The 26780-nt window shown below is 54.3% G+C and carries 21 protein-coding genes; 20 read left to right on the forward strand and 1 reads right to left on the reverse strand.

The window, feature by feature from the left end; translation table 11 throughout:
• Positions 1–31: 31 nt before the first annotated feature.
• The 7 genes from HMPREF2609_RS00695 (at position 32) to tuf (ending at position 13387) form a co-directional block, all read left to right on the forward strand.
• On the forward strand, positions 32–550 hold the full coding sequence (locus tag HMPREF2609_RS00695) for a DUF6985 domain-containing protein (protein ID WP_246822600.1): 519 nt from the start codon (positions 32–34) through the stop codon (positions 548–550).
• Positions 551–896: 346 nt separating this feature from the next.
• Positions 897–4406 carry a DNA-directed RNA polymerase subunit beta gene (gene rpoB / locus HMPREF2609_RS00700; RefSeq protein WP_070534488.1) on the forward strand — a complete coding sequence of 1170 codons (3510 nt, stop codon included), beginning with the start codon at positions 897–899 and terminating at the stop codon, positions 4404–4406.
• Positions 4407–4506: 100 nt separating this feature from the next.
• Positions 4507–8412, forward strand: coding sequence for a DNA-directed RNA polymerase subunit beta' (locus HMPREF2609_RS00705; protein WP_070534523.1), 3906 nt, complete (start codon positions 4507–4509; stop codon positions 8410–8412).
• 547 nt (positions 8413–8959) lie between these two features.
• A complete protein-coding gene (gene rpsL, locus HMPREF2609_RS00710) occupies positions 8960–9334 on the forward strand; it encodes a 30S ribosomal protein S12 (protein ID WP_004005292.1) in 375 nt (124 codons plus the stop codon).
• Positions 9334–9804, forward strand: coding sequence for a 30S ribosomal protein S7 (gene rpsG, locus HMPREF2609_RS00715; RefSeq protein ID WP_004005291.1), 471 nt, complete (start codon positions 9334–9336; stop codon positions 9802–9804). The genes rpsL and rpsG overlap by 1 nt, the downstream gene beginning before the upstream one ends.
• A 72-nt stretch (positions 9805–9876) precedes the next feature.
• Positions 9877–11991, forward strand: a complete 2115-nt coding sequence (gene fusA / locus HMPREF2609_RS00720) for an elongation factor G (protein WP_070534489.1) — start codon at positions 9877–9879, stop codon at positions 11989–11991.
• A gap of 205 nt (positions 11992–12196) precedes the next feature.
• Positions 12197–13387: an elongation factor Tu gene (gene tuf / locus HMPREF2609_RS00725; protein ID WP_004005289.1), complete on the forward strand. Its 1191-nt coding sequence runs from the start codon at positions 12197–12199 to the stop codon at positions 13385–13387.
• Between the two features lie 449 nt (positions 13388–13836).
• On the opposite strand, the gene HMPREF2609_RS00730 is transcribed toward tuf, so the two are convergent.
• Positions 13837–17274: a hypothetical protein gene (locus tag HMPREF2609_RS00730; RefSeq protein ID WP_246825525.1), complete on the reverse strand. Its 3438-nt coding sequence runs from the start codon at positions 17272–17274 to the stop codon at positions 13837–13839.
• A 601-nt stretch (positions 17275–17875) separates the two neighbouring features.
• On the opposite strand from HMPREF2609_RS00730, the gene rpsJ reads away from it, so the two are divergent.
• The 13 genes from rpsJ (at position 17876) to rplN (ending at position 26779) form a co-directional block, all read left to right on the forward strand.
• Positions 17876–18184: a 30S ribosomal protein S10 gene (gene rpsJ / locus HMPREF2609_RS00735; RefSeq protein ID WP_004005287.1), complete on the forward strand. Its 309-nt coding sequence runs from the start codon at positions 17876–17878 to the stop codon at positions 18182–18184.
• 13 nt (positions 18185–18197) lie between these two features.
• Positions 18198–18854: a 50S ribosomal protein L3 gene (rplC, locus tag HMPREF2609_RS00740; protein WP_070534490.1), complete on the forward strand. Its 657-nt coding sequence runs from the start codon at positions 18198–18200 to the stop codon at positions 18852–18854.
• A gap of 6 nt (positions 18855–18860) precedes the next feature.
• On the forward strand, positions 18861–19478 hold the full coding sequence (gene rplD / locus HMPREF2609_RS00745) for a 50S ribosomal protein L4 (RefSeq protein WP_004005285.1): 618 nt from the start codon (positions 18861–18863) through the stop codon (positions 19476–19478).
• Positions 19478–19780, forward strand: a complete 303-nt coding sequence (gene rplW / locus HMPREF2609_RS00750; protein WP_004005284.1) for a 50S ribosomal protein L23 — start codon at positions 19478–19480, stop codon at positions 19778–19780. Before rplD ends, rplW begins: the two co-directional genes overlap by 1 nt.
• Before the next feature lie 42 nt (positions 19781–19822).
• Positions 19823–20659, forward strand: coding sequence for a 50S ribosomal protein L2 (gene rplB, locus HMPREF2609_RS00755; protein ID WP_004005283.1), 837 nt, complete (start codon positions 19823–19825; stop codon positions 20657–20659).
• A gap of 12 nt (positions 20660–20671) precedes the next feature.
• Positions 20672–20953, forward strand: a complete 282-nt coding sequence (rpsS, locus tag HMPREF2609_RS00760; RefSeq protein WP_004005282.1) for a 30S ribosomal protein S19 — start codon at positions 20672–20674, stop codon at positions 20951–20953.
• 58 nt (positions 20954–21011) lie between these two features.
• The gene (gene rplV / locus HMPREF2609_RS00765) at positions 21012–21377 is read left to right on the forward strand and encodes a 50S ribosomal protein L22 (protein WP_004005281.1); all 366 of its coding nucleotides are present in this window, start codon (positions 21012–21014) and stop codon (positions 21375–21377) included.
• Entirely contained in the window at positions 21378–22175 is a 798-nt protein-coding gene (rpsC, locus tag HMPREF2609_RS00770) for a 30S ribosomal protein S3 (protein ID WP_004005280.1), read from the forward strand.
• Positions 22176–22592 carry a 50S ribosomal protein L16 gene (rplP, locus tag HMPREF2609_RS00775; protein ID WP_004005279.1) on the forward strand — a complete coding sequence of 139 codons (417 nt, stop codon included), beginning with the start codon at positions 22176–22178 and terminating at the stop codon, positions 22590–22592.
• Positions 22593–22597: 5 nt separating this feature from the next.
• On the forward strand, positions 22598–22837 hold the full coding sequence (rpmC, locus tag HMPREF2609_RS00780; RefSeq protein ID WP_013397613.1) for a 50S ribosomal protein L29: 240 nt from the start codon (positions 22598–22600) through the stop codon (positions 22835–22837).
• On the forward strand, positions 22834–23106 hold the full coding sequence (rpsQ, locus tag HMPREF2609_RS00785) for a 30S ribosomal protein S17 (RefSeq protein WP_004005278.1): 273 nt from the start codon (positions 22834–22836) through the stop codon (positions 23104–23106). Before rpmC ends, rpsQ begins: the two co-directional genes overlap by 4 nt.
• Before the next feature lie 307 nt (positions 23107–23413).
• The gene (locus HMPREF2609_RS00790; protein WP_070449036.1) at positions 23414–25411 is read left to right on the forward strand and encodes an S-layer homology domain-containing protein; all 1998 of its coding nucleotides are present in this window, start codon (positions 23414–23416) and stop codon (positions 25409–25411) included.
• A gap of 996 nt (positions 25412–26407) precedes the next feature.
• Positions 26408–26779: a 50S ribosomal protein L14 gene (gene rplN, locus HMPREF2609_RS00795; protein WP_004005276.1), complete on the forward strand. Its 372-nt coding sequence runs from the start codon at positions 26408–26410 to the stop codon at positions 26777–26779.
• Position 26780 lies beyond the last annotated feature (1 nt).

Genomic DNA, 26780 nt, shown 5'->3' on the forward strand with positions numbered 1-26780 from the left:
TTATTGTGCAGTCGGCTAGAACACCGGTCGAGTGGTTACCGGTACGGCGAAAGACTGGCGATCTCCCACCCAACCGTTTGTTGGTACCATGCTCTATGTGAGCGATCCGGTAGACGTGCCTGCGCTCAAGAAGGCATCGGTAACGTTTAGTTTCGATATGCAGACTATTGACTCTGCCGGGTGGCAGCGTATTCGTGCCGCGATTGATAACTTCCGCTCACCCGATACCGATATTTTTGCCCAGGCAACCCCTTACGTGTACCAGTTCTACCGTATGTATTTTGATATGGCGGATGAGTATGGCTGGGAACAATACTTGCCGGATATTCCCGAATCTCAGGTGTGGACTCTTGTGGATCCTATCTGGGATCGGTGCACGGTTGCCTGGGATAATAACAATGTGCTGATTGTGGTGGAAGCCGAGACTGAGTGGGATGTTGAGCACGGTATGATGATGGTGCTCCAAAACGGCACGAAACTGGTGAAAGTGGGTATGGCGGTTGAGTCTTACACCAACCCTAACGGCAGTATTTTCTTGCGCGAAGAATAGGATTAGCGGAGGAGCGTAAGAGGGCGCTCATACACGATGTCAAAAGCCTAGGAAATATACCGCGGAAGCTTCCGGAAGGGCTATAAAAAGCTCACTTAAACCCGGCGCTTGCATCTGCTGTACGGGTGTGGTAGACAAACGCGCGAGCATAGTGTATCGTTAATATTTACGCTTTCCCTGACCTTTGTGCCTTCATATAGCGGTGGGCACGGGCTGAAGGTGACGTTAAACCGTTCGACATCTACTAGCTTTGCACACCGTTTTCGGGGTCTTCATCATGATGTCTTACGGCTCTGTCGCCGGGAGGCAGATTGCTAACAGACATGTCTGTGGAAGGATCCCCATTTTGGTCGCTTCGAGCACCTCTAACCATGACGCCGCTAACGGTGCGGAAAACAATTCCGACCGTCGTATCTCATTCGCAAAAATTAGTGAACCGCTCAAGGTTCCCAACCTGCTGGCTATCCAGACCGACAGCTTCGACCGCCTCGTGGGTAACGAGCGCTGGGCAAAGCGTCTGGAAAATGCTCAGGCAACAGGTGACACCTCCGTACCTGAGAAATCCGGTCTTGCCGAAATCTTCGAGGAGATTTCCCCGATTCGTGATTTCCAGGAAACCATGCAGCTGTCCTTCTCGGATCCGGAATTCTCCGATCCCAAGTACACCATGGAAGAGTGCAAGGACCGTGACGCAACCTATGCGGCACCCCTGTACGTTAAAGCTGAATTCATGAACCTGACCACCGGTGAGGTTAAGCAGCAGACCCTCTTCATGGGCGACTTCCCGCTCATGACCGAATCCGGTACCTTCGTCATTAACGGTACCGAGCGTGTGGTCGTTTCCCAGCTGGTGCGTTCACCCGGTGCATACTTCGAGAAGGCACCCGACCGCACCTCCGATAAGGACATCTACTCAGCACGCGTTATTCCTTCGCGCGGTGCATGGTTTGAGCTTGAAATAGACAAGCGCGATCAGGTTGGTGTGCGCCTGGACCGCAAGCGTAAGCAGTCTGTGACCGTGCTGTTGAAGGCTCTGGGATGGACCGAGGCAAAGATTCTTGCCGAGTTCGGGAACTATGATTCTATTCGTGCAACCCTAGAGAAGGACTCCGTCTCAACCCGCGACGAGGCTCTGCTCGATATCTACCGTAAGCTCCGCCCGGGCGAGCCCCCAACGGTAGAGGCTGCACAGGCGTTGCTCGACAACATGTACTTCACCCCGCGCCGCTATGATCTGGCGAAGGTTGGCCGTTACAAGGTGAACCGTAAGCTCGGTGTAGATGTTCCTCTTGATTCCCCCGAGGCATCGGTGCTCAGCCAGGACGACATCGCTCAGATGATTCACTACCTTTGCGCCCTGCATGCTCAGGAGAGCAGCATCCCCGGTAAGCGTGACGGCAAGGAAATTTCCGTTAAGATCGATATCGACGATATTGACCACTTCGGTAACCGCCGCATCCGCACTGTGGGCGAGTTGATTGAGAACCAGATTCGCACCGGTCTTTCCCGCATGGAGCGTGTGGTGCGTGAGCGTATGACCACTCAGGACGTTGATTCCATCACCCCGCAGTCCTTGGTGAACATCCGTCCCGTGGTTGCAGCGATTAAAGAGTTCTTCGGTACTTCGCAGCTTTCGCAGTTCATGGATCAGAACAACCCGCTGGCTGGGCTAACCCACAAGCGTCGTCTTTCGGCGCTGGGCCCCGGCGGTCTTTCCCGCGACCGCGCGGGCATGGAAGTGCGCGACGTGCACCCCTCGCACTACGGTCGTATGTGCCCCATCGAAACCCCTGAAGGTCCGAACATTGGTCTGATCGGTTCGTTGGCAACCTACGGGCGTATCAACTCTTACGGCTTTATCGAGACCCCCTACCGCGTGGTTGAAGATGGTAAGGTCACCGACAAGGTGCGTTACCTGACTGCCGACGACGAGAAGAGCGTTATTATTGCGCAGGCAAACGCCCCGCTGACTAACGAGCGTACCTTTGCTGAAGACGAGGTTCTCTGCCGTGCAGGCGATGGTTCTGGCGAGGCCGTGCTGGTTGCCCCTGGCGCTGTGCAGTACATGGACGTTTCCCCGCGTCAGATGGTGTCTGTGGCAACCGCTCTAATTCCCTACCTTGAGCACGATGACGCAAACCGTGCGTTGATGGGCGCTAACATGCAGCGCCAGGCTGTGCCGCTGTTGGAGTCCGAGGCTCCTGTCGTTGGTACCGGTATGGAGAAGTACGCTGCGCTTGACTCCGGCGATTCCGTGCTGGCGAAGAAAGCTGGTGTGGTGTCAGAGGTATCGGCCGATCTGGTGTTGGTCCGCAACGATGACGGCACCACCAGCTCGTACCCGATCATGAAGTTCTCCCGCTCGAACCCGGGCAACTGCTACAACCAGCGTGTTGTGGTGAAGGCCGGTCAGCGTGTGGAGGAGCGTGACGTTATCGCGGACGGCCCTTCGACCGACGGCGGCGAGCTCGCTCTGGGTAAGAACCTGCTCGTGGCATACATGCCCTGGGAAGGTCTGAACTATGAGGATGCTATTATCCTCTCCCAGCGCATGGTTTCCGAAGACGTGCTGACTTCGATTCACATCGAAGAGCACGAAATCGACGCTCGTGACACCAAGCTGGGTCCCGAAGAAATTACCCGCGATATTCCCAACGTTTCTGAGGAAGTTCTCTCTGCACTGGATGACCGCGGTATTATCCACATTGGTGCCGAGGTTGAGGCTGGCGACATCCTGGTCGGTAAGGTAACCCCCAAGGGCGAGACCGAGCTGACCCCCGAAGAGCGCCTGCTGCGCGCAATCTTCGGCGAGAAGTCCCGCGAAGTTCGTGATACTTCTCTGAAGGTTCCCCACGGTGAATCCGGTACCGTGATCGGCGTTCGCATCTTCGACCGCGAAAGCGATGATGAAGACGATCTGCCCCCGGGTGTTAACAAGCTTGTGCGCGTGTACGTTGCGCAGAAGCGTAAGATTACCGACGGCGACAAGCTCGCAGGTCGCCACGGTAACAAGGGCGTTATTTCCAAGATCCTGCCGGTCGAAGACATGCCCTTCTTGGAAGACGGTACTCCCGTTGATGTCATTCTGAACCCGTTGGGCGTCCCCGGTCGTATGAACATCGGCCAGGTGCTTGAGGTTCACACCGGCTGGCTCGCTAAGCAGGGTTGGAAGATTGAGGGTGACCCGGCGTGGCTGAAGAATATGCCGAACTTCCCGAAGGAATCCGGGTCTACCCGTCTGGCGACCCCCGTGTTCGACGGCGCTCATGAGGACGAGCTCTTCGACTTGATGGATCACGCGAACCCGAACCGTGACGGCGATCGTCTGATTACTCGCTCCGGTAAGGCACGTCTGATTGACGGTCGTTCGGGTGAGCCGTTCCCTGACCCGATTTCGGTGGGTTACCAGTACATCCTGAAGCTGCACCACCTGGTGGACGACAAGATTCACGCTCGTTCCACCGGTCCTTACTCAATGATTACCCAGCAGCCGTTGGGCGGTAAGGCACAATTCGGTGGTCAGCGCTTCGGTGAGATGGAAGTGTGGGCGCTGGAAGCATACGGCGCCGCCTACACCCTGCAGGAAATCTTGACCGTCAAGTCTGACGATGTGGCCGGTCGTGTGAAGGTTTATGAGGCGATCGTCAAGGGCGAGAATATCCCCGAGCCGGGCATCCCCGAATCCTTCAAGGTTCTTATTAAAGAAATGCAGTCACTGTGCCTGAACGTCGAGGTACTTTCTACCGACGGGAAGACCATTGAAATGAGCGACTCGGAGGAAGAAGGCTTCCGGGCAGCAGAAGATATGGGCGTGAGCCTAACCCACGAGGAGCCCAGCTCCGTGGATGAGCTCTAATCACAGCCCCTCCTTCGAGGGCAGGGAGTAGTCACGCATGATTTTCGCCCCGCCCATCAACCCCAAGTCTTCGAAACTACAGAAAGAGATTAGGACCGATATGTCCAACGAATCTTCGCTTGGTTTGATGCGAATTGGTCTTGCCACCGCCGACGATATCCGTCGTTGGTCCTACGGCGAGGTCAAGAAACCCGAGACCATCAACTACCGTACCCTGAAGCCGGAGAAGGAAGGCCTCTTCGACGAGCGCATCTTTGGTCCCACCAAGGATTGGGAGTGCTACTGCGGTAAATACAAGCGCGTGCGCTTCAAGGGTATTGTGTGTGAGCGCTGCGGCGTCGAAGTGACCCGCTCTAAAGTGCGCCGTGAGCGCATGGGCCACATTGAACTGGCTGCACCCGTCACCCACATCTGGTACTTCAAGGGCGTTCCATCACGCCTGGGCTACCTGCTTGATTTGGCACCGAAAGACCTGGAAAAGGTCATCTACTTCGCCGCCTACATGATCACGAGCGTGGACGAGGAGGCTCGTCACGAGGATCTGCCGAACCTGCAGGCGGCACACGACCGTGAAAAGCGTGAGCTGGAGTCTCAGCGTGACGCCGATATTGCCGCTATTTCCCGCGAAGTTGAGCAGGAACTAGCTCGTATTGAGGCCGAGGGCGGCAAGAAGACAGCCGAAAAGCGTAAGCTGCGCGATAATGCCGAGCGTCAGATGGCTTCTGTTCGCAAGCGCGCTGATCGTGAAATTGAGCACCTGGAGAAGGTCTGGGATCGCTTTAAGAACCTGAAGGTTGCTGACCTTGAGGGTGATGAGGCGCTCTACCGCTCCATGATCGATAAGTACGGTCTGTACTTTGAGGGTGCAATGGGTGCTGAGGCTATCAAGAAGCGCCTGGAAACCTTCGATCTAGAGGCCGAAGCTGATGCTCTGAAAGAGGTCATTCAAACCGGTAAGGGTCAGAAGAAGACCCGCGCGCTCAAGCGTCTGAAGGTTGTAAACGCCTTCCTGACCACTAATAACTCCCCGCTGGGTATGGTGCTGGATGTTGTTCCGGTTATTCCGCCGGAGCTGCGCCCGATGGTTCAGCTCGATGGTGGTCGCTTTGCGACTTCCGATCTGAATGACCTGTACCGTCGTGTGATCAACCGTAACAACCGCCTCAAGCGCCTGCTGGAGCTGGGCGCCCCCGAGATCATTGTGAATAACGAAAAGCGTATGCTGCAGGAAGCTGTGGATTCGCTCTTCGATAACGGTCGTCGTGGTCGCCCCGTGACCGGCCCCGGTAACCGCCCGCTGAAGTCGCTCTCCGATATGCTCAAGGGTAAGCAGGGTCGTTTCCGCCAGAACCTTCTCGGTAAGCGCGTGGACTACTCCGGTCGTTCCGTAATCGTGGTTGGTCCGCAGCTGGAAATGCATCAGTGCGGTCTGCCGAAGCAGATGGCGTTGGAGCTCTTCAAGCCCTTCGTCATGAAGCGCCTGGTGGACCTTTCGCACGCGCAGAACATTAAGAGTGCTAAGCGTATGGTTGAGCGTTTCCGCCCTCAGGTTTGGGATGTTCTCGAAGAGATCATTACCGAGCATCCTGTGCTGCTGAACCGTGCACCTACCTTGCACCGTCTGGGTATTCAGGCGTTCGAGCCGAAGCTGGTTGAGGGTAAGGCTATTCAGCTGCATCCGCTCGTATGCTCCGCGTTCAACGCTGACTTCGACGGCGACCAGATGGCGGTTCATCTGCCGCTCTCGCCCGAGGCTCAGGCTGAGGCACGCATTTTGATGCTCTCCTCGAACAACATCTTGAAGCCTTCGGACGGTCGTCCGGTAGCTGTTCCTTCGCAGGATATGATCATTGGCTTGTACCACTTGACCACCACACGCGAAGGTGAGAAGAACGAGGGCCACGCATTCTCATCGATCGCTGAAGCTCTGATGGCGATGGATCGTCACGATATTGAGCTGTACACCAAGATTAAGGTGCGCCTCTCTGGTGACGAGTTTGTAGCGCCCGAGGGTTGGGAAGCCCCTGAGGGTTACACGCCTGGCGATCCGATTCTGCTGGAGTGCACCGTCGGTCAGATTCTGTTCAACCAGACTTTGCCGAAGGATTACCCGTGGTTCTCTGGCATTGCAGATAAGAAGGGGTTGGGCAAGCTCATTAACGACCTTGCTGAGAAGTACCCGATGGATATCGTGGCGCGTACCCTGGATAACCTCAAGAACGCTGGCTTCTACTGGGCATCGCGTTCGGGCGTGACCGTCGCCGTTTCTGATATCGCGACCCCGGCGACTAAGCCCGCGATTATGGAACGCTATGAGAAGCAGGCCTCCGCGATTGAAGATGAGTTTGATGTTGGTATGATTGGCGACGACGAGCGCCGTGAGGAACTCATCAAGATTTGGACCGAGGCTACCGATACGGTCGCTGAGGCTATGCGCGAGAATCTGAGCGACAACGGTGGTCTGAATACCATCTACCGTATGGTGACCTCTGGCGCACGTGGTAACTGGATGCAGGTTCGTCAGATTGCGGGTATCCGCGGTCTGGTGTCTAACCCGAAGGGCGAGATTATGCCCCGTCCGATTAAGTCCTCCTACCGTGAAGGGCTGTCGGTGTTGGAGTACTTCATCGCAACTCACGGTGCTCGTAAAGGTCTTGCCGATACCGCGCTGCGTACCGCTAACTCGGGTTACCTGACCCGCCGTCTGGTGGATGTTTCGCAGGATGTGATCGTGCGTGAACACGACTGCGGTACTCGCCGTGGTCTGGTGCTTCCGCTGATCGATGCTGACGGCAACCTCCACCCGGATGTTGAGACTTCTATCCACGGTCGTACTTTGGCAATTGATGTCAAGGACCCTGATGGTAACGTCATCGCATCCGCTGGTGAGGATGTTTCGGACGTACTGATCGAGAAGCTGTTCAAGGCTGGTGTGAAGGAACTGCGTGTTCGTTCTGTGCTGACTTGCGAGTCCAGCATCGGCGTATGTGCCCTGTGCTACGGACGCTCGATGGCATCGAACGTTCTGGTTGATATTGGCGAGGCTGTGGGTATTATTGCGGCTCAGTCCATTGGTGAGCCCGGTACTCAGCTGACTATGCGTACCTTCCACACCGGTGGTGTTGCATCGGCTGACGATATTACCCAGGGTCTGCCCCGTATTCAGGAGCTCTTCGAGGCTCGTACCCCTAAGGGCGTGGCACCGATTTCTGAGGTTTCCGGCCGTGTGACCATTGAGGATACCGAAAAGTCGTACAAGATCGTCGTTACCCCGGATGATGGTTCCGAACCGCAGTCTTACACGGTTCTTCGCCGTGCGGCTTCGAAGCTGCAGACTGGCGACCACGTTCAGGTGGGCGATCAGCTGGCTGCTGGTGCGGTTGATCCGAAGGAGGTTCTGCGTATTCGCGGTCCTCGTGAGGCGCAGAAGCACCTGGTGAGCGAGGTTCAGGGCGTGTATAAGTCTCAGGGTGTAGAGATCCACGATAAGCACGTTGAGGTTATTGTGCGTCAGATGCTCCGCCGCGTGACCGTCATTGAGTCTGGCGATACCGAGCTGCTGCCCGGTGAACTTGTGGACAACATTGTGTTCCAGAAGGCTAACCGCAAGGCGCTCGTCGAGGGCAAGAAACCTGCCGCTGGTCGTCCCGAGATGATGGGTATTACCAAGGCGTCGCTGGCCACCGAGTCCTGGCTGTCTGCCGCATCCTTCCAGGAGACCACTCGTGTTCTCACCCAGGCTGCGATGGAGGCTAAGACCGATCCGCTGCTTGGTCTGAAGGAGAACGTCATCATCGGTAAGCTGGTTCCCGCCGGTACCGGTTTGGCTCGCTACAACGATATTGAGGTTGAGCCCAGCCAGAAGGCGCGTGAGGAGCAGATGCAGGCGTTCGATGGCTTCGGCTACCAGAGCGCGTTTACCCAGCTGGGTGAAGATCCGTACCCCTACGCCAACAGCGGCTACATGGCTGTTCCCTTGGACGAGTACGGCCGCGGTCTTGAGTAAGAATCACATGTGGGGTTCGTAAAGACTCGATCATGAATCGGGCCTAGTAGCCTAGATGATGGAGGCGGTTTCGGGAAGTTCCCGAGACCGCCTCCTGACGTTAGCTAGGGGAGAGGAGCATCCTATCCCAGTATTAAGTGATGAATACCATAATATATTTACTATGCTGGGCGGTGTTCTCTCCGAGTTCAGCTAGATTAACAGGATTTTAACCTGTATAGTCTTTATCCGAAGTACCTAGCCTCGGCGTGGAATTCACCACCGTGATTCCTTGTGATAGTTAATCGTGAGGTCTTGGGTCAACGAATCAATGGCAGTATGGATACCGTCCTTTGGTGTTGCCTGTGCGCTGACACCTAAATGCCATTTTTAAGTGTGCCCAAAAACTTTTTCATCAGAAATAAGTTTAAACTCGCTGAGAGCAAGAACCCGTGTGTCTAGATGGGCTGCGGGCTTCTGTAACCGAGAGCATTTTGTGGCAACACAAAATGCCAGTAAGTTCCCAAGGACTTGAAGACAGATAAGTCCACATAGTAACGGAGAAAACGTGCCTACTATTCAGCAGCTGGTCCGTAAGGGCCGGACTCCCAAGGTCGTTAAGACCAAGGCGCCCGCACTGAAGGGCAACCCTATGAAGCGTGGCGTGTGCACCCGTGTGTACACCACCACCCCGAAGAAGCCGAACTCGGCACTGCGTAAAGTCGCTCGTGTCAAGCTCAACGGTGGTATCGAGGTTACCGCATACATTCCCGGTGAGGGTCACAACCTGCAGGAGCACTCGATTGTGCTCGTTCGCGGTGGTCGTGTGAAGGACCTCCCCGGTGTTCGTTACAAGATCGTTCGTGGCGCTCTGGATACCCAGGGTGTTAAGGGTCGCGGCCAGGCTCGCTCCCGCTACGGCGCTAAGAAGGAGAAGAAGTAATGCCTCGTAAGGGTCCCGCTCCCAAGCGTCCCCTCGTAAACGATCCTGTTTACGGTTCTGCACTGGTTACCCAGCTCATTAACAAGGTTCTGTTGGACGGCAAGAAGTCCGTGGCAGAGCGCATCGTATACGGTGCTCTTGAGGGTGTTGAGAAGAAGACCGGTTCTGACCCGGTCGTCACCCTAAAGAAGGCTATGGACAACATCAAGCCCTCGCTTGAGGTTCGTTCCCGCCGTGTTGGTGGTGCAACCTACCAGGTGCCGGTCGAGGTTCGCCCCGGCCGTTCCACTGCTCTAGCTCTTCGCTGGTTGGTTGGCTTCTCGAAGCAGCGCCGCGAAAAGACTATGACTGAGCGTCTGATGAACGAGATCCTGGATGCCTCCAACGGTCTCGGCGCCGCTGTCAAGCGCCGCGAGGACACTCACAAGATGGCCGAGTCCAACAAGGCCTTCGCACACTACCGTTGGTAATTCTCTGTTCATAGCTTGTCGAGGTTATGGAGCCTGGCAGGCTTTCGGAGTATCTCATTTAGGGAGAAAAACGTGGCACTTGATGTGTACACTGACCTGAACAAGGTCCGCAACATCGGTATTATGGCGCATATTGACGCCGGTAAGACCACTACTACTGAGCGCATCCTGTTCTACACCGGTATTAACCACAAAATCGGTGAGACTCACGATGGTGCGTCAACTATGGACTGGATGGCTCAGGAGCAGGAGCGAGGTATTACTATTACCTCCGCAGCTACTACCTGCTTCTGGAAAGGCAACCAGATCAATATTATCGACACCCCCGGTCACGTTGACTTCACCGTTGAGGTGGAGCGTTCGCTGCGCGTGCTTGACGGCGCTGTAGCGGTATTTGACGGTAAGGAAGGTGTTGAGCCTCAGTCTGAGACCGTGTGGCGTCAGGCTGATAAGTACGACGTTCCCCGCATCTGCTTCGTTAACAAGATGGACAAGATGGGTGCGGACTTCTACTTCACCGTTCAGACTATTATTGATCGTCTGGGCGCTAAGCCGATCGTTATTCAGCTACCCATTGGTGCTGAGAGCGATTTCGTTGGCGTGGTTGACCTGCTCGAAATGAAGGCATACGTATGGCCCGGCGACTCTAAGGGCGACGTGACCATGGGGGCAGAGTACGAGACTCGGGAGATCCCTGCTGACCTGCAGGCTAAGGCTGAAGAGTACCGCGCAGAGCTGATCGAGGCTGTAGCTGAGTCCAGCGAGGAACTTATGGAGAAGTACCTCGAAGGTGAAGAGCTCACGATTGATGAGCTCAAGGCTGGTATTCGCCAGCTGACCATCAACGGCGAGGCATTCCCCGTGCTCTGCGGTTCCGCATTCAAGAACCGTGGTGTTCAGCCCATGCTGGATGCTGTGATCGAGTACCTGCCTTCCCCGCTGGATGTTCCCGACGTTGAGGGCTCTAGCCCTTCGAATGAGGAAGAGAAGCTTACCCGTAAGGCATCTTCGGATGAGCCTTTTGCGGCTCTGGCTTTCAAGGTTGCAGCTCACCCGTTCTATGGTCAGCTCACCTATACCCGCGTGTACTCTGGGCACGCGGCTCAGGGTCAGCAGGTTCTTAACTCGACTAAGGGTAAGAAGGAACGTCTCGGTAAGCTCTTCCAGATGCACTCCAACAAGGAGAACCCGGTTGAGGAAATTACCGCAGGTCACATTTATGCGGCGATCGGTCTGAAGGATACGACTACCGGTGATACTCTGTGCGATCCTGCAAACCCGATCGTGCTTGAGTCGATGACCTTCCCCGCTCCCGTGATCTTCGTGGCTATTGAGCCTAAGACCAAGGGCGACCAGGAGAAGATGTCGACCGCAATTCAGAAGCTCTCCGCTGAGGATCCCACCTTCACCGTGTCGCTGAACGAAGAGACCGGTCAGACCGAGATCGGCGGTATGGGTGAGCTTCACTTGGACATCATTGTTGACCGTATGAAGCGTGAGTTCAAGGTTGAGGCTAACGTTGGTAAGCCTCAGGTTGCATACCGCGAGACTATCAAGAAGACCGTTGAGAAGGTCGACTACACCCACAAGAAGCAGACCGGTGGTTCCGGTCAGTTCGCGAAGGTGCAGGTTTCCTTCGAGCCGCTGCCTCTGGATGGCGAGGAACTGTATGAGTTTGAGGATAAGGTGACCGGTGGTCGCGTGCCTCGCGAGTACATTCCTTCTGTTGACGCTGGTATTCAGGACGCTATGAAGTTTGGTGTTCTGGCTGGTTACCCGATGGTCGGCGTGAAAGCGACCCTGATCGACGGTGCCTACCACGATGTCGACTCCTCTGAAATGGCGTTCAAGATCGCTGGTTCTATGGTCTTCAAGGAAGGCGCTAAGCGCGCTAATCCTGTCCTGCTGGAACCGCTGATGGACGTTGAGGTGCGTACCCCCGAAGAGTACATGGGCGACGTTATTGGCGACCTGAACTCTCGTCGTGGTCACGTGCGTTCCATGGAGGATGCATCCGGCGTCAAGATCGTCAAGGCTCTCGTACCGTTGACCGAGATGTTCGGCTACATTGGCGACCTGCGTGGTAAGACCCAGGGTCGTGCAGTGTTCTCGATGGCATTCGACAGCTACGGCGAGGTTCCCAAGAACGTCGCTGACGAGATCATTCAGAAGAGCCGCGGCGAGTAATTTCCCGTCTCTTCTCTGAGGGTCGCGGGTTGAGATGCCCGTGACCCCTCACTAAAATTTTTAAATAAAAATCCACCATTGAAGGCATGGACAGTTTCATCTCTGCCGCGTAATCCGCTATTCTAGACGCTAGACCGTTTTTTGCGGGTTGCGCCGGAGCGAAGATCCGGGTGCATGTTTTCAATACGTTCTAGGAGGAACACTCTTGGCTAAGGCTAAGTTCGAGCGCTCCAAGCCTCACGTTAACGTCGGTACCATTGGTCACGTTGACCACGGTAAGACCACCCTGACCGCTGCTATCTCCAAGGTTCTGGCTGACAAGTACCCGGACCTGAACGAACAGCGCGACTTCGGTATGATCGACAGCGCTCCTGAGGAGCGCCAGCGCGGTATTACCATTAACATCGCTCACATTGAGTACCAGACTGAGAAGCGTCACTACGCACACGTTGACGCTCCCGGTCACGCTGACTACGTCAAGAACATGATTACCGGTGCTGCACAGATGGACGGCGCAATCCTCGTGGTTGCTGCTACCGACGGTCCCATGGCGCAGACCCGTGAGCACGTGCTGCTCGCTCGCCAGGTTGGCGTTCCCACCCTGCTGGTGGCACTGAACAAGGCTGACATGGTTGATGACGAAGAGCTTCTCGACCTCGTCGAGATGGAGGTTCGTGACCTCCTCTCCTCGCAGGAGTTCGACGGTGATGACGCTCCCGTGATCCGCGTGTCTGCTCTGAAGGCTCTCGAAGGTGACCCCGAGTGGGTTGCTAAGGTCGAGGAGCTTATGGAAGCAGTTGACACCTACATTCCGGATCCGGTTCGTGAGACCGACAAGCCCTTCCTTATGCCCATTGAGGACGTCTTCACCATTACCGGTCGCGGTACCGTTGTGACCGGTCGTGCAGAGCGCGGTACCCTGAAGATCAACTCTGAGGTTGAGATCGTTGGTATCCGCCCCATCCAGAAGACCACCGTGACCGGTATCGAGATGTTCCACAAGCAGCTCGACGAAGCATGGGCAGGCGAGAACTGTGGTCTGCTTCTGCGTGGTCTCAAGCGTGACGATGTTGAGCGTGGTCAGGTTGTTGTGGAGCCGGGTTCCATCACCCCCCACACCGAGTTCGAGGCAAACGTCTACATCCTCTCCAAGGATGAGGGCGGCCGTCACAACCCGTTCTACTCGAACTACCGTCCTCAGTTCTACTTCCGTACCACTGACGTGACCGGTGTTATTAAGCTGCCCGAGGGCACCGAGATGGTTATGCCCGGTGACAACACCGAGATGACCGTTGAGCTGATCCAGCCCATCGCTATGGAAGAGGGCCTCGGCTTCGCTATCCGTGAGGGTGGCCGCACCGTTGGTTCGGGCCGCGTTACCAAGATCATCAAGTAATTGCCGTAGCAACGACAATTCGCTGATGATGCGTTGAACAGTTTGATCTTTCAACGCTAGCGATTTTAGAAGTCCCCCTGCATCATTGAATGCAGGGGGACTTCTACGTTTAACACTCCGCAGTCCTGGAGAGAGGGTGCTTCTATGAGCGATAGTTTATGTTTGGCATCTAACCCCAGTGGCAGTACACCCCCTGACCATAAGCACGGCTGGGGAGGGCGTGCCAGGGTGGATTGGGCACCTTCTTTTAGCGTGTCCTGCTTGGGCAGGCTTTTCTAGAACACGCTAAAAGGCAACGGGGTAAATAGTCCGGGATTGCATTACTTCACCTTACCCGTGCCTCCCTTATCCTCTCCATAAAAAGAGCCTTGATAGTGAATGAAGCGAAGTTTCCAATGCTTTATTCACTATCAAGGCTCTTTTGTAGGAGCTAGAACATCTGTAATATTTTAGGCTTGACTATTTCCGTTCGGGTTGTTGTGCTGTTGTGAGTATCCAGGATACTGTGCCTGACCATTGGGCTGGTTATAGCCTTGGTAAGGTTGCTGCCCTGCCCATGGAGCCTGTCCGTAAGGTGCGGATGCGCCATTCGGAGGAACGAATCCGGCAGGCGCGCCCTGATACGGGTTCTGCGGAAGAATGGGAGCCTGCTTATCCGCTGAAGGCCCCTGATCGCGAGCCAGCAAACGCCATACAACACCAGCAATGAGAAGTACCGAGATAATCATAAGCGTGAGCGGGTTGAGCCCGTTAAGTAGAAGCGCAAGATCTACCGTAACAAGAGCCGCGCTGACAAATACCCAGATACGGTCAAGAACAACGCTGACGAGTGCAGTCAGGAGAATGCCCAAGAGCATGATGACCGCACCTTGCTGAAGGTAACCAGTGCCCCATGCCATGATGGTGAGGAGCCCCTGTAATCCTATAGCCGTGTAGATCAACGCCGCAGAGATACCCTGCTGAGCGGGGCGTTTCTCGATGAGGTTTCGGAGTATCTTAGAAGCCACGACAGCAAGCAGAATGAGGATCGCAGCTTCCAGCAGGCTCTGGAAGAACCCTGTCACCGAGAAATCCAGAAGGATTCGTGTAGTAAATGCCACCGGTGCGGCAACGATGGCTGTTGGCAGCATGCGTTTAGTGCTGACGGAGGCAAAGCTCAAAGCTGTAAGACCCCACAGCAGAGCGCTCTGTACCGTATCTTCGGAAGCAATCGAAGCAAGAGTCCAGAAGGCGATAGCTATGATCGCCGGAATCATCAAAAAGGTGTTGTGCGGGCCGTAGAATCGGGTGCTGTCATTGCGCTGAGAAACCAAATAGTTTTTCGAGGATCGGGTAGGCCCGTGGAGCGGAAGTTGAATAACCTTTGCTGAGTTCTCCAACTGCACGTTGAGAGGCTGAAGCGAATCATACTTGCCGGGGATCTCGCGCTTCAGCAGGGTTGTTAGACCGTAGAGGACCGCACCGCATAGGGTAGCGGCAAGACCCTGGTAGATAACATATTCAGAGAACCGTGCATGATTGAGGTTCAGCATATGATTGGTAACGGTATAACCTGTCAAAAGCAACGCGATAGAGGCGCATACTCGGAGCATAGCCAGGTTTGCTGCTTCCCCGAGCCCCCACAGCACTAGAACAGCAAGGGGGCAGAAGATGGCGGTGAACAGAGCGTTGTCTGAGTACACAAAGGGAGCAATGAAACCGGGCAGGCACGCTGTGTAGAAGATAATGTAAAACACAGTTCGTTCGCGTGGCTGGCGGCGAGTCGTGTACAGAATTCCACTCAGCAGACCTTGAATAAGGAGCAGCCCAGAGGCAGTGAGGAACACCTGATCAGAGGCAATGCTATTGGAAGCCCACAGCACAATGACTGACCACAGCATCGGGAACCTAGACGTCATAAACATAATATGACGTTCCGAGGTTTCTTGAGGAATAATGTAAGACATTCCAAACATATAGATGCTGGTCAGAACCAAAACCCCGACTGCCCACCAGTCCCCAGTGGGGAAGAGGTAGTTCATCGATGTTGCTGCAACGCCTAAACCGCATAACGTGAGATAGATGCAGATGAGAGGCACAATCTTTTGATCTTTATACGCACTCGATGCTCGGAGCGTCAAGAAGCCAAGAGCCAGAACCGCGAGAAGAGCGACAACATAGAGCGAGGTATCAAGGGGTGGGTCAACAACCTCGCGGGGAGTCCACGTGAAGATCGAACGCAGCAGAAAGAATACAACTGCCATGACAAGGTACACCAGAATTTCCCGGAAGGCTGTCAGAGAACGTTTCTGGGGTAGCATCTCGTAACGGAGCGCGGCGAACAACCCAAGAGCGGTAATGGTGAGAGCACCTGCTAGGAGGATACCTCGTACGCCCCATCCGAGCTGAAGCGTAAAGAGCAGGTGCATGGTACCTAGGAAGAGGAATATCTTCGTTGTACTCGATACAAGGAGCTGAGGCAGCTGAAGCTTGCGGGCGGTAAGCATGAGAATGCCCGCTGTTACGAAGTACAGGTAGAAAGCGGATTCGTGCTGGCCTAGCAACATCAGGCTTAACCCACTGCTTATTCCAGCGATCAGGTATACGTACTCCTGAGCGGGGAGGTATTTACGGTATGCAGTAATAATACCCACGCAAAGCACAGCAAATACCCATGCACGCGGAAAGGTAACACCGTCTAGATGTACAAGCAGCATAAATTCTAGCCCAGTTGGGAAAGAATTTATATTGGTCAGAAGTGCATGTGGCATTTCGATAAAAGTGACGAATGCAGCAAAAATAATGCTTATATAGGTATCAATCCGAACATCCCAGCGCATGATGGGATGCTTAGGTAGATTCGCCTTCATTTCACGCTGCATAAGGGGGTACCCTACCAAGACTGCGAGAAGGTGCAGCGCATATAGGCCCATAAGGACTATTGTGACGGTAATAGGCCTCTCTAAACCCCAGCCGAAACTGATCAGGGCGATGAATGGGTAGAGGCGAGCCTGAATGTAGTAGTCAAGCTTGCGTTCCAGAGCGGTAAAGACGAAAGCATGAGCCGACATAACGGAGAAGACTATGCCCATATCAGAGCTACTCATCTGCGGTATAAAGAAGAGCACCACGATCGCTGTGACGGGAACGAAAATACGGGAGGATTCTAAAAGACCCTCACGCAAACCAATAGGTACAAGGCGCGAATTCAGGCGTATGAGCAGGCCCAGGATAATGGCGAGTACTGTGAGCGCGACGAAGTACCACACAAAGGGGAGAGCAGCCACGTTCGTGGCGGCAAGCGCATCCGAGACGAAGAATGAAATAAGAACATAAGCCATCACCCTGTTGCGCATAAAAGAGCAGGCCAGAATAATTGCGGCTGTACCTATGAGTGAGACCAGCAGCCAGATGAGGCTTCCATCATTCCAAAGCCCCAGAACATAGGTTGCGATACCGGTAAGAGGTAAAAGTGCTAAACCTGTGGCGGTGAATGAGTAGGATGCGATGCGCAAACGTGCCACGGTTTTGTAGGTAATAAGACCTGCGCTGTAGAAAAGTAAACTACCTAATCCTAGACCAGCTACACGAAGAATAACGCTGGTCCTATCCTGCGAGGTGATCGAAGTGATGAACAGCGCCGCAGAACCGATGAGGAGCAATGAGCCCAAGTAAAGCAGAACATTAAGGAAAAGGTCTTCGGCACGGCGGCGTGTCAAAGAACGGGTGGTCTGCTGGGGAGCCTGCATCGTTGCCTGTGATGGATCAGAATACCACGTTGTTTGTGGGTTTTGGCCCTGCCAAGGCATCTGTGCCTGAGGGTATGAATACCCGGCTGGTGTCTGAGGAGACTGCCCTGAACCCTGTGGCTGAGTGCCGGAGGGGAATTCGTGGTTGGGGGTAGACATGATATTTACTCCTTTAATGATTTACCTATTTTCACCATAGACGAATGCGGAGCATAGATTCTTTGATTTGATGCTTTATTCGGCATAGAGGTTTCTGGAAAAAGAATGAGAGAATCCTGAATGTGAAATAACCGCATTTTTAAGGAGTAATTCTGGTTTTCGAGATTTCCTCTTGATAAATTCTCTGGACACTCAAACGATATGAAAAAATAAAATAATGAACCTCAGCATGAGAGTCAGGCAGGACTGCGAAGCAAAGGCATGTATCCTTGCCAGTAATTGTGTTTTTAACAACAACCTTTGAATCTGCTTGCGTGAGATGGTGAGTTTTGAGAGAATGGACGACGTTGTAAAAGCGTTTATCTGTTCTAGATAAGCCCACATATGACCCGGTCCGAGGAATGAAGGGACGAGTCTGTCTTACGGCAGGCGACACGCCCGAGTTCGGGGGTCGGTGCCCATGCGGGGTGAGGAACCCGGTTTCACCGGATTCAGTCCGTGGTGGGCGGCGCACGTGATGAATATATCGCGTTCCTTAAGCGCCATGATAAGGGGCACAAGCTCCGATACAGGGAATACATCAAGAAAGAGAGTCCGACAGATGGCGGGACAGAAAATCCGCATCCGTCTGAAGTCCTATGATCACGAGGTCATTGATTCTTCGGCACGGAAAATCGTCGAAACGGTAAAGGGTGCAGGCGCAACTGTGGTTGGCCCCGTGCCGTTGCCGACCGAGAAGAACGTATACTGCGTTATTCGTTCTCCCCATAAGTACAAGGACAGCCGCGAGCACTTCGAGATGCGTACGCACAAGCGTCTGATCGACGTTGTTGATCCGACCCCTAAGGCTGTTGATGCCCTCATGCGTCTTGACCTGCCGGCAGACGTGAACATCGAGATCAAGCTGTAGAGGATCGCATCTCATGACTAACAAATTCGAGCGCCAGGTGAAGGGTCTGCTGGGTACTAAACTTGGCATGACTCAGGTCTGGGACGAGGACGGCAAAGTTGTGCCGGTGACCGTCGTCAAGGCCGATTCTAACGTTATTACTCAGATCCGTAACCAGGAAACTGACGGCTACCACGCTGTGCAGATCGGTTTCGGTTCCATCGATTCTCGCAAGGTTACCAAGCCTCTGGCTGGTCACTTCGAGAAGGTCGGTGTTACTCCCCGTCGTCACCTCGTCGAACTGCGCACCGCAGACGCTGCTGAGTATTCCCTCGGTCAGGAATTGACCGTTGAGATGTTCGAGCCCGGTCAGAAGGTAGACGTCGTTGGCAAGACCAAGGGTAAGGGTTTCGCAGGTGTTATGAAGCGTCACGGCTTCAAGGGTGTTGGCGCATCGCACGGTCAGCACAAGAACCACCGTAAGCCCGGTTCCATTGGTGGTGCATCCTATCCCGCACGCGTGTTCAAGGGTATGAGCATGGCTGGCCGTATGGGCGCAGCTCGTCACACCACTTTGAACCTGACTATCCAGGGTGTGGACGCAGAGAACAATGTCCTGCTGATCAAGGGTGCAATCCCCGGTCCTAAGGGCGGCGTTGTTCTGGTTCGTACCGCTGTGAAGGGAGCCTAGTACATCATGGCTGTCAAAACCCTTAAGGTAGATCTGCCCGCAGAGATTTTCGACGCGCAGGCATCCGTACCCCTGCTGCACCAGGTTGTCGTTGCACAGCTTGCTGCCGCACGTCAGGGTACCCACAAAACCAAGAACCGTGGTGAAGTTTCCGGTGCAGGCCGCAAGCCCTTCAAACAGAAGGGTACCGGTAATGCACGTCAGGGCTCCATCCGCGCTCCGCATATGACCGGTGGTGGCGTGGTGCACGGTCCGACCCCGCGTAACTACGCACAGCGCACCCCCAAGAAGATGATCGCCGCAGCACTGCGTGGCGCTCTCTCTGACCGCGCTCGTCACGACCGCATCCACGTGGTGGAGAACTTCATCTCTGGTGAGACTCCCTCAACTAAGGCTGCTAAGGCTGCATTCGCAGAGCTTACCGATCGCAAGAATGTTCTGTTCGTTATCGATCGTGCAGAGGATGTGCTGGCACTGTCCGCACGTAACCTGCAGAAAGTTCACGTGCTCTACGCAGATCAGCTCAACACCTACGATGTGCTGGTTTCGGATGACGTAGTCTTCACCAAGGCGGCATACGACGCATTCGTAGCTGCTAATCAGAAGAAGGAGGGCGCTAAGTAATGAGCGTTTCCACCAAGTCTGTGTACGACGTAATTATCGCTCCTGTTGTTTCTGAAAAGAGCTATGGACAGATCGACGAAGACAAATACACTTTCGAGGTCGCTCCGGACTCAAATAAGCTTGAAATCAAGCAGGCTATCGAAACAATCTGGGACGTCAAGGTTGCTTCCATCAATACTATGAACCGTAAGGGCAAGCGGAAGCGCACCCGTTTCGGTTGGGGCTCTCGTAAGGACACCAAGCGTGCCATCGTGACCCTCAAGGAAGGCCGTATCGACATCTTCGGCGGTCCGCAGGCATAAGGCTTGCGGAGACCACTTTAACGAAGGAAAGAAATATCTCACATGGGTATTCGTAAGTATAAGCCGACGACCCCGGGTCGCCGCGGTTCGAGCGTTGCTGATTTCGTTGAAATCACCCGCTCCACCCCGGAAAAGTCCCTGCTTCGTCCGCTTCACAAGACCGGCGGCCGTAACAACACCGGTCGTATCACCACTCGTCATAAGGGTGGCGGACACAAGCGTCAGTACCGTCTGATCGACTTCCGCCGTCACGATAAAGACGGGGTGAATGCACGCGTTGCGCACATCGAGTACGATCCAAACCGTACCGCACGCATCGCACTTCTGCACTACTTCGATGGTTCTAAGCGCTACATTATCGCTCCGAACAGGCTCTCTCAGGGCGACATCGTCGAGTCTGGCCCTTCAGCCGACATCAAGCCCGGCAACAACCTGCCCCTGCGTAACATCCCCGTAGGTACCGTGCTCCACTGTGTTGAGCTCCGTCCCGGTGGTGGCGCAAAGCTGGCACGTTCCGCTGGTGCTTCGGTTCAGCTGGTTGCTAAGGAAGGCAAGTACGGTCAGCTCCGTCTGCCCTCCGGCGAAATCCGTAACGTGGATGTTCGCTGCCGTGCAACCGTGGGCGAGGTTGGCAACGCAGAGCAGTCCAACATCAACTGGGGTAAGGCAGGCCGCAACCGCTGGAAGGGCATCCGTCCGACCGTTCGCGGTGTGGTTATGAACCCGGTTGACCACCCGCATGGTGGTGGTGAGGGTAAGACCTCCGGTGGTCGTCACCCGGTTAACCCCAATGGTAAGCCCGAGGGTCGTACTCGTCGTCCCAATAAGGAAAGCGACAAGCTCATCGTTCGTCGCCGTCGTACTGGCAAGAAGCGCTAAGGAGCCTGACACATGCCTCGTAGTTTGAAGAAGGGCCCTTTCGTTGATCAGCACCTCTACCTGAAGGTAGCGGCTCAGAACGAGAAGGGCACCAAGAATGTTATTAAGACTTGGTCCCGTCGCTCGATGATTATTCCCGATATGCTCGGGCACACCATCGCAGTGTACGACGGACGCAAGCACGTACCGGTATTCATTACCGAGTCGATGGTTGGGCACAAGCTCGGCGAGTTTGCACCCACCCGCACTTTCCGCAGCCATGTGAAGGACGACCGTAAGGGTAAGCGTCGCTAATCGGATAATCCGATCAGTTACGTTTCCTTTTCGGCATAAGACGAAAGAGAGATAGGCAATGGAAGCCAAGGCATCAGCGCGTTTTGTTCGCGTTACGCCTATGAAGGCCCGCCGTGTCGTCAACCTGATCCGTGGTAAGCAAGCGGAAGAGGCTCTGGCGATTCTGAAATTCGCACCCCAGGGTGCTTCAGAACCGGTATATAAAATCGTTGCTTCGGCAGTAGCAAACGCTCGCCAGAAGGCGACCCAGGAAGGTCTGCCGTTCCGCGAGGAAGAGCTGTTCATCAGCGAAGCATTCGTGAATGAAGGTCCGACCATGAAGCGCATTCAGCCCCGCGCGCAGGGTCGTGCATACCGTATCAATAAGCGCACCAGCCACATCACCGTGGTAGTTGCTACCCCGGAGAAGGAGGAGGACCGCTAAATGGGTCAGAAAATTCACCCGAACGGTTTCCGACTGGGCATTACCACCGAGCACGTCTCCAAGTGGTTCGCTGATTCTAACAAGCCCGGCGAGCGTTACGCAGACTTCGTTCGTGAAGATGTGAAGATCCGCGAGCTTTTGGCAAAGAACCTGGATCGTGCGGGCGTTGCAAAGGTTGAGATTGAGCGTACCCGTGACCGTGTGCGTGTGGATATCCACACCGCTCGTCCCGGTATCGTCATCGGCCGCCGTGGCGCTGAAGCAGACCGCATCCGTGGCGAGCTTGAGAAACTGACCGGCAAGCAGATTCAGCTGAACATTCTTGAGGTTTCTAACCCCGATCTGTCAGCTCAGCTGGTTGCTCAGAGCATTGCAGAACAGCTTGCAGCGCGTGTTGCATTCCGCCGTGCTATGAAGAAGGCAATCCAGTCCGCACAGCGTGCAGGCGCAAAGGGTATTCGTATCCAGTGCTCCGGTCGCTTGGGTGGCGCTGAAATGTCCCGTTCCGAGTTCTACCGTGAAGGTCGTGTGCCCCTGCACACCCTGCGTGCGAACATCGATTACGGTTTCTTCGAAGCCAAGACTACCTTCGGTCGTATTGGTGTGAAGGTCTGGATCTACAAGGGCGACTTGACCGACAAGGAACTGGCAGCTCAGCAGGCAGCCAACAACCGTCGCGGCAACCGCCGTGATGGTGATCGCCGCCGCTCCGGTGGCCGTGGTCCCCGTCGTGAACGCCGCAACGAGAATGCTTCGGCAAACACCGAAGCCAAGACTGCAGAGAACGGTGAGGCATAAATGCTTATTCCCCGTCGAGTAAAGTTCCGTAAGCAGCACCACCCCAAGCGTCATGGTCTCGCAAAGGGCGGCACCGAGGTTAGCTTCGGTGAATGGGGCATTCAGGCTCTTTCGCCCGCATATGTGACCAACCGTCAGATTGAGGCTGCACGTATTGCAATGACCCGTCACATCAAGCGTGGCGGTAAGGTCTGGATCAACATTTACCCGGACCGTCCGTTGACCAAGAAGCCTGCCGAAACTCGTATGGGTTCCGGTAAGGGTTCACCCGAGTGGTGGGTCGCTAATGTTAAGCCCGGTCGAGTCATGTTTGAGATCGCCGGTGTATCCGAAGAGGTGGCTCGCGAGGCGCTGCGCCTGGCAATCCACAAACTCCCGATGAAGGCACGTGTTGTGCGTCGCGAAGGTGGTGAATAAGCGAGATGGCAGTTGGATCCAAGGATCTGAGCATCGATAAGCTCGCAGAGCTCTCCAACGAAGAGCTGGCTGCAAAGCTGAGCGAATCGAAGAAGGAACTCTTCAACATCCGTTTCCAGGAAGTCACCGGTCAGGCTAACGCTGGTCGTCGCCGCACCATCAAGCGTGATATCGCACGTATCTACACCGTGCTGCGTGAGCGCGAGCTCGGTATTCGTCCCGCAACCGAAGGTGAGTCCAAGTGAGTGAAGTAAAGAACGAAGAGCGCGGCTACCGTAAGTCCCGCCGCGGCTACGTTGTCTCCGACAAGATGGACAAGACCGTTGTCGTCGAGGTCGAGGATCGCGTGAAGCACGCACTCTACGGCAAGGTTATGCGCCGTAGCTCTAAGATCAAGGCACACGACGAGCAGAATGTCTGCGGTGTTGGTGACTATGTTCTGTTGGCAGAGACCCGTCCGCTGTCCGCTACCAAGCGTTGGCGTGTCGTGGAGATCCTAGAGAAAGCTAAGTAAGCACCTGGGACTCTGCTTGAGCACTATATGAGGTAGGGCCTCTTCCCCATAATTCCGTGGGGGAGAGGCCCTACCTCTATGTTCTATACGTCTCTTATATGAAAGATGTACAGATGATGAAACGAAATATGTTCACAGTACTTTATGAAAACTTTACTTTTTGAATATGGTTGAAAATCCGCTCTAGTATTGCTTACTATCTAAGGTACGCTTACTAAGTAAAACCTATATTTGACGTGGTTTCGCTGATTAGTGAGCCTCTAGGGCGTTATGCCCTCCGACACACTGCATACTGAGGAACACAGACATGACTCCTTCATCTAATCACGGCGTATCTCGACCCACGCAGAGAGCACTAGCATCTGCTGGAACCGTATCGCTTGTGGTGGCATCGTTAAGCGCGATACCTGCATCGTTTGCTAATGAGCAACAGCCCGCTCCCCACGACACCAGTTCTGGTTGCCGTAATATTGCGATCACCGCTGATCGATACCAGGGGCTTCCGGGCGAATATCAGCTGGCATATTCCAACTACACCCGGAACCTTTATACAACATTCTCAAATGGACGTCCGCCCGTTTACACCGGCGGCGTTGGGGTGTGGACAACCTACGGCGAAATCCCAACCCTCGATGAAGTTATGCTGCCGGGAACCGTAGATTTTGTACCCAGCGGGCAGACCGAAGCGACAAGTAAGCAGCTTGCTTCTCCTGACGGTATTGCGATTGATGATGCACACGGCACCATCTGGGTAACCCAGACTCGTACCAACTCGGTAACCGTGTACGATCTGTACACCAAGAAGGAACTGTGGACCAGCTACGATGCGCAGAATCCGGAAAACGGGGCTGTATCGCGTCCTCGTGAGGTTAAGGTTGATGCGAAGTCAGGGAAAGCATTCGTATCTGGTTCTGGCGGCGTTACTGTGTTTGACCTGAAGAGCCACCAGGTTATTCAGAAGATTAACTTTACTAGGTCCGATGGCTCTGCTGATACGGGTATGAATATGGAGCTGGATTCCGAAGGCGGTCGCCTCTACGTACCTTCGCTGAATTCGGGAACGTTGAAGGTTATTAATACCGAAACTCTCGCCGTAGAGCAGACTATCGAGCTGCATAAAGAAGTGGCGGACGCGCAGCTGCGTCCCTCCGACGTAACGATTGATAAGTCTCTGGGTGAAATCTATGTGTCGTCCCAGGGGGATATGGACCGTGAGACGAAAGTTTCTAAGGGAAACTCCGGTGTCACGGTTTACGATTTGAAGACGGGCGAATATAAGAAGAGCATTAACTTCGGGAAGCAGACGCTTGCGGTTACTGCCGACGAAGAGCATGACGTGGTTTACGCTACCGATTTTGCCACCGGAAAGATTGGAGTTATTGACGGCCGTACTGGTTCCATCACGCATGAAGTGAGCACGGGTGCAGAAGGTGGAGCTAACGACGTTCTCGTAACCCCCGAAGGCGAAGTCTACGCGGTTGTCAGAGACAAGTTTGCCGATAACGTGACGACCGGGTACACGCTGGATCCCACCACGGGTAAATTTAAAGAGGCGGCAAGCACTGAACCCAAGGGTGAGAACGGGGCAGATACTCCGATCGTGGTAAATTCCCTTGTCAAGATTACTCCGACGTTTACTCCTGTTCCAAACATCCCTCAGTGTGATCCCGTGCAGACTCAGCAGGTTGTCGCCACGACTTCAACAGCAGGCGTTGTATATCCTAGGGGCACCAGCACTGCTCCCTCACAAACCTCTAATGGTGATACCCCCGTTTTCTCGGATGTTCCTGAAGGGTATCCCTTTTACGCCGATATTCAGTGGTTGGCGCATCAGCGGCTTTCTTTTGGGTGGGCTGATGGTACCTATCACCCCCAGCAGCCGGTAGATCGTGGGGCTATGGCAGCATATTTTTACCGCATGGCGGGCTCTCCTGAGGTAGCACTTCCTGAGACCTCACCTTTTAAAGATGTCGATTCGTCACATCCTTTCTATAAAGAGATTGTGTGGATGTCTCAACAGGGCATTACAACCGGATATGAGGATGGATCCTACCGTCCCAATGCATCGGTAAATCGTGGAGCGATGGCGGCTTTCTTCTTCCGTTATGCGAAGGTGACAAACTATGAGGCACCGCAGACTCCTCAGTTCAAGGATGTCGATCGCAATAATCCGTTCTACCGCGAGATTTCCTGGTTTAAAGACCAGCACATCACGACTGGCTGGGGTGACGGCACTTTCCGTCCGAACGAGCCTATCCAGCGTGCTGCGATGGCAGCTTTCATCCACCGATTCGCCGTCAAATAAATAAGAGGCGACACAAGCGAATACGTGGTTACTGAGGCGGTGCTTACCCCATGGTCGTGGGGTGGGCGCCGTCTTGTTACTGTTATTTGGAGTACTTGAGATGGATTCATTGCTTAAGTGAATGTGGGCATGAGAAAACCATGATCTTGAGTGAGTACCGCTGCTATTTTGCCTAAATAGTAGAGAATAACGCCGCGACCTTCGACGGTGGCGGCGTTATTTGACAGTTAAAAGCGGTTCGGCTCCTGCAGACGGACTAGCAAGGAATATGGGACCCAAGAAATCTGTCTGATAAGAGCCGAACCTGTAAAATGACGCAAGCGTCTTAACCATTATGATGCAAACTGTTAGATTTTGCATCATGTTCGCGAGTAAAAGAGAAAAAATCTTGTTAATTCATGAAGTTATCTACCTTTATATCCGTAATGTGTCTAATATGCAGGTACACGAGTCTTAAGCGTCATGAGCCAGTTTCATTCAGGAAGTACAGAGCTGCGGGTGTTTTATAGATTATGTTGCGTTATGGTGCTGGTAGGAACTTACCTAAGGGGAACCTGAAGAGTCTGACAATGATACTCCCGATGCGACGGTTAGGGTGACCGCAAGGCGGTGCCATTCAGTGGATACCCCCGCGCTGTCTTCTAATAACCTGAGAATGTATGCATTGAAGCCCGATATAATGCGCTATGCCTCACGATAAATCCTTTGAAATATCAGGAAAATTCCGGTAAAGTTTTAAGACTGTGTGGCTATACCCAGATATAGTCTCATAACCACGGGTTTCTCGTGCCAGTGCATAATGCCGCTATAACGGGTGGATACGCCCGCTTACGCGGGTCCAAATGTTCCTGGCATGGGTTACCCCAGGCGTTTCCGCTAACCCGCGCATCCTTATGATGCTGTGGGCCCGGGGCGTCAATCAATCCCGTAAAAATGTTCCGCAAGGCTGGCTCGCGCCTGAAGGCGAGTCGGAACCGGCGAGACGACAGGAGAAATATGATTCAGCAGGAGTCGCGACTGAAGGTCGCCGATAACACTGGTGCGAAGGAAATCCTGACCATCCGTGTGCTTGGTGGTTCCTCGCGTCGCTACGCAGGCATCGGCGATATTATCGTCGCAACCGTCAAGGATGCAATTCCTGGCGGCACTGTTAAAAAGGGTGACGTTGTGAAAGCAGTCGTCGTCCGTACCAAGAAGGCAACCCGTCGCGCAGACGGATCCTACATCAAGTTCGACGAGAACTCAGCAGTTATTCTGAAGAACACTGATGGTGATCCCCGTGGTACCCGTATCTTTGGTCCCGTTGGTCGTGAACTTCGCGATAAGAAGTTCATGAAGATTGTTTCGCTGGCTCCGGAGGTGCTCTAAC

It is taken from the genome of Rothia sp. HMSC058E10 (assembly GCF_001809415.1).
In the GTDB taxonomy this organism is placed as follows: Bacteria; Actinomycetota; Actinomycetes; order Actinomycetales; family Micrococcaceae; genus Rothia; species Rothia dentocariosa.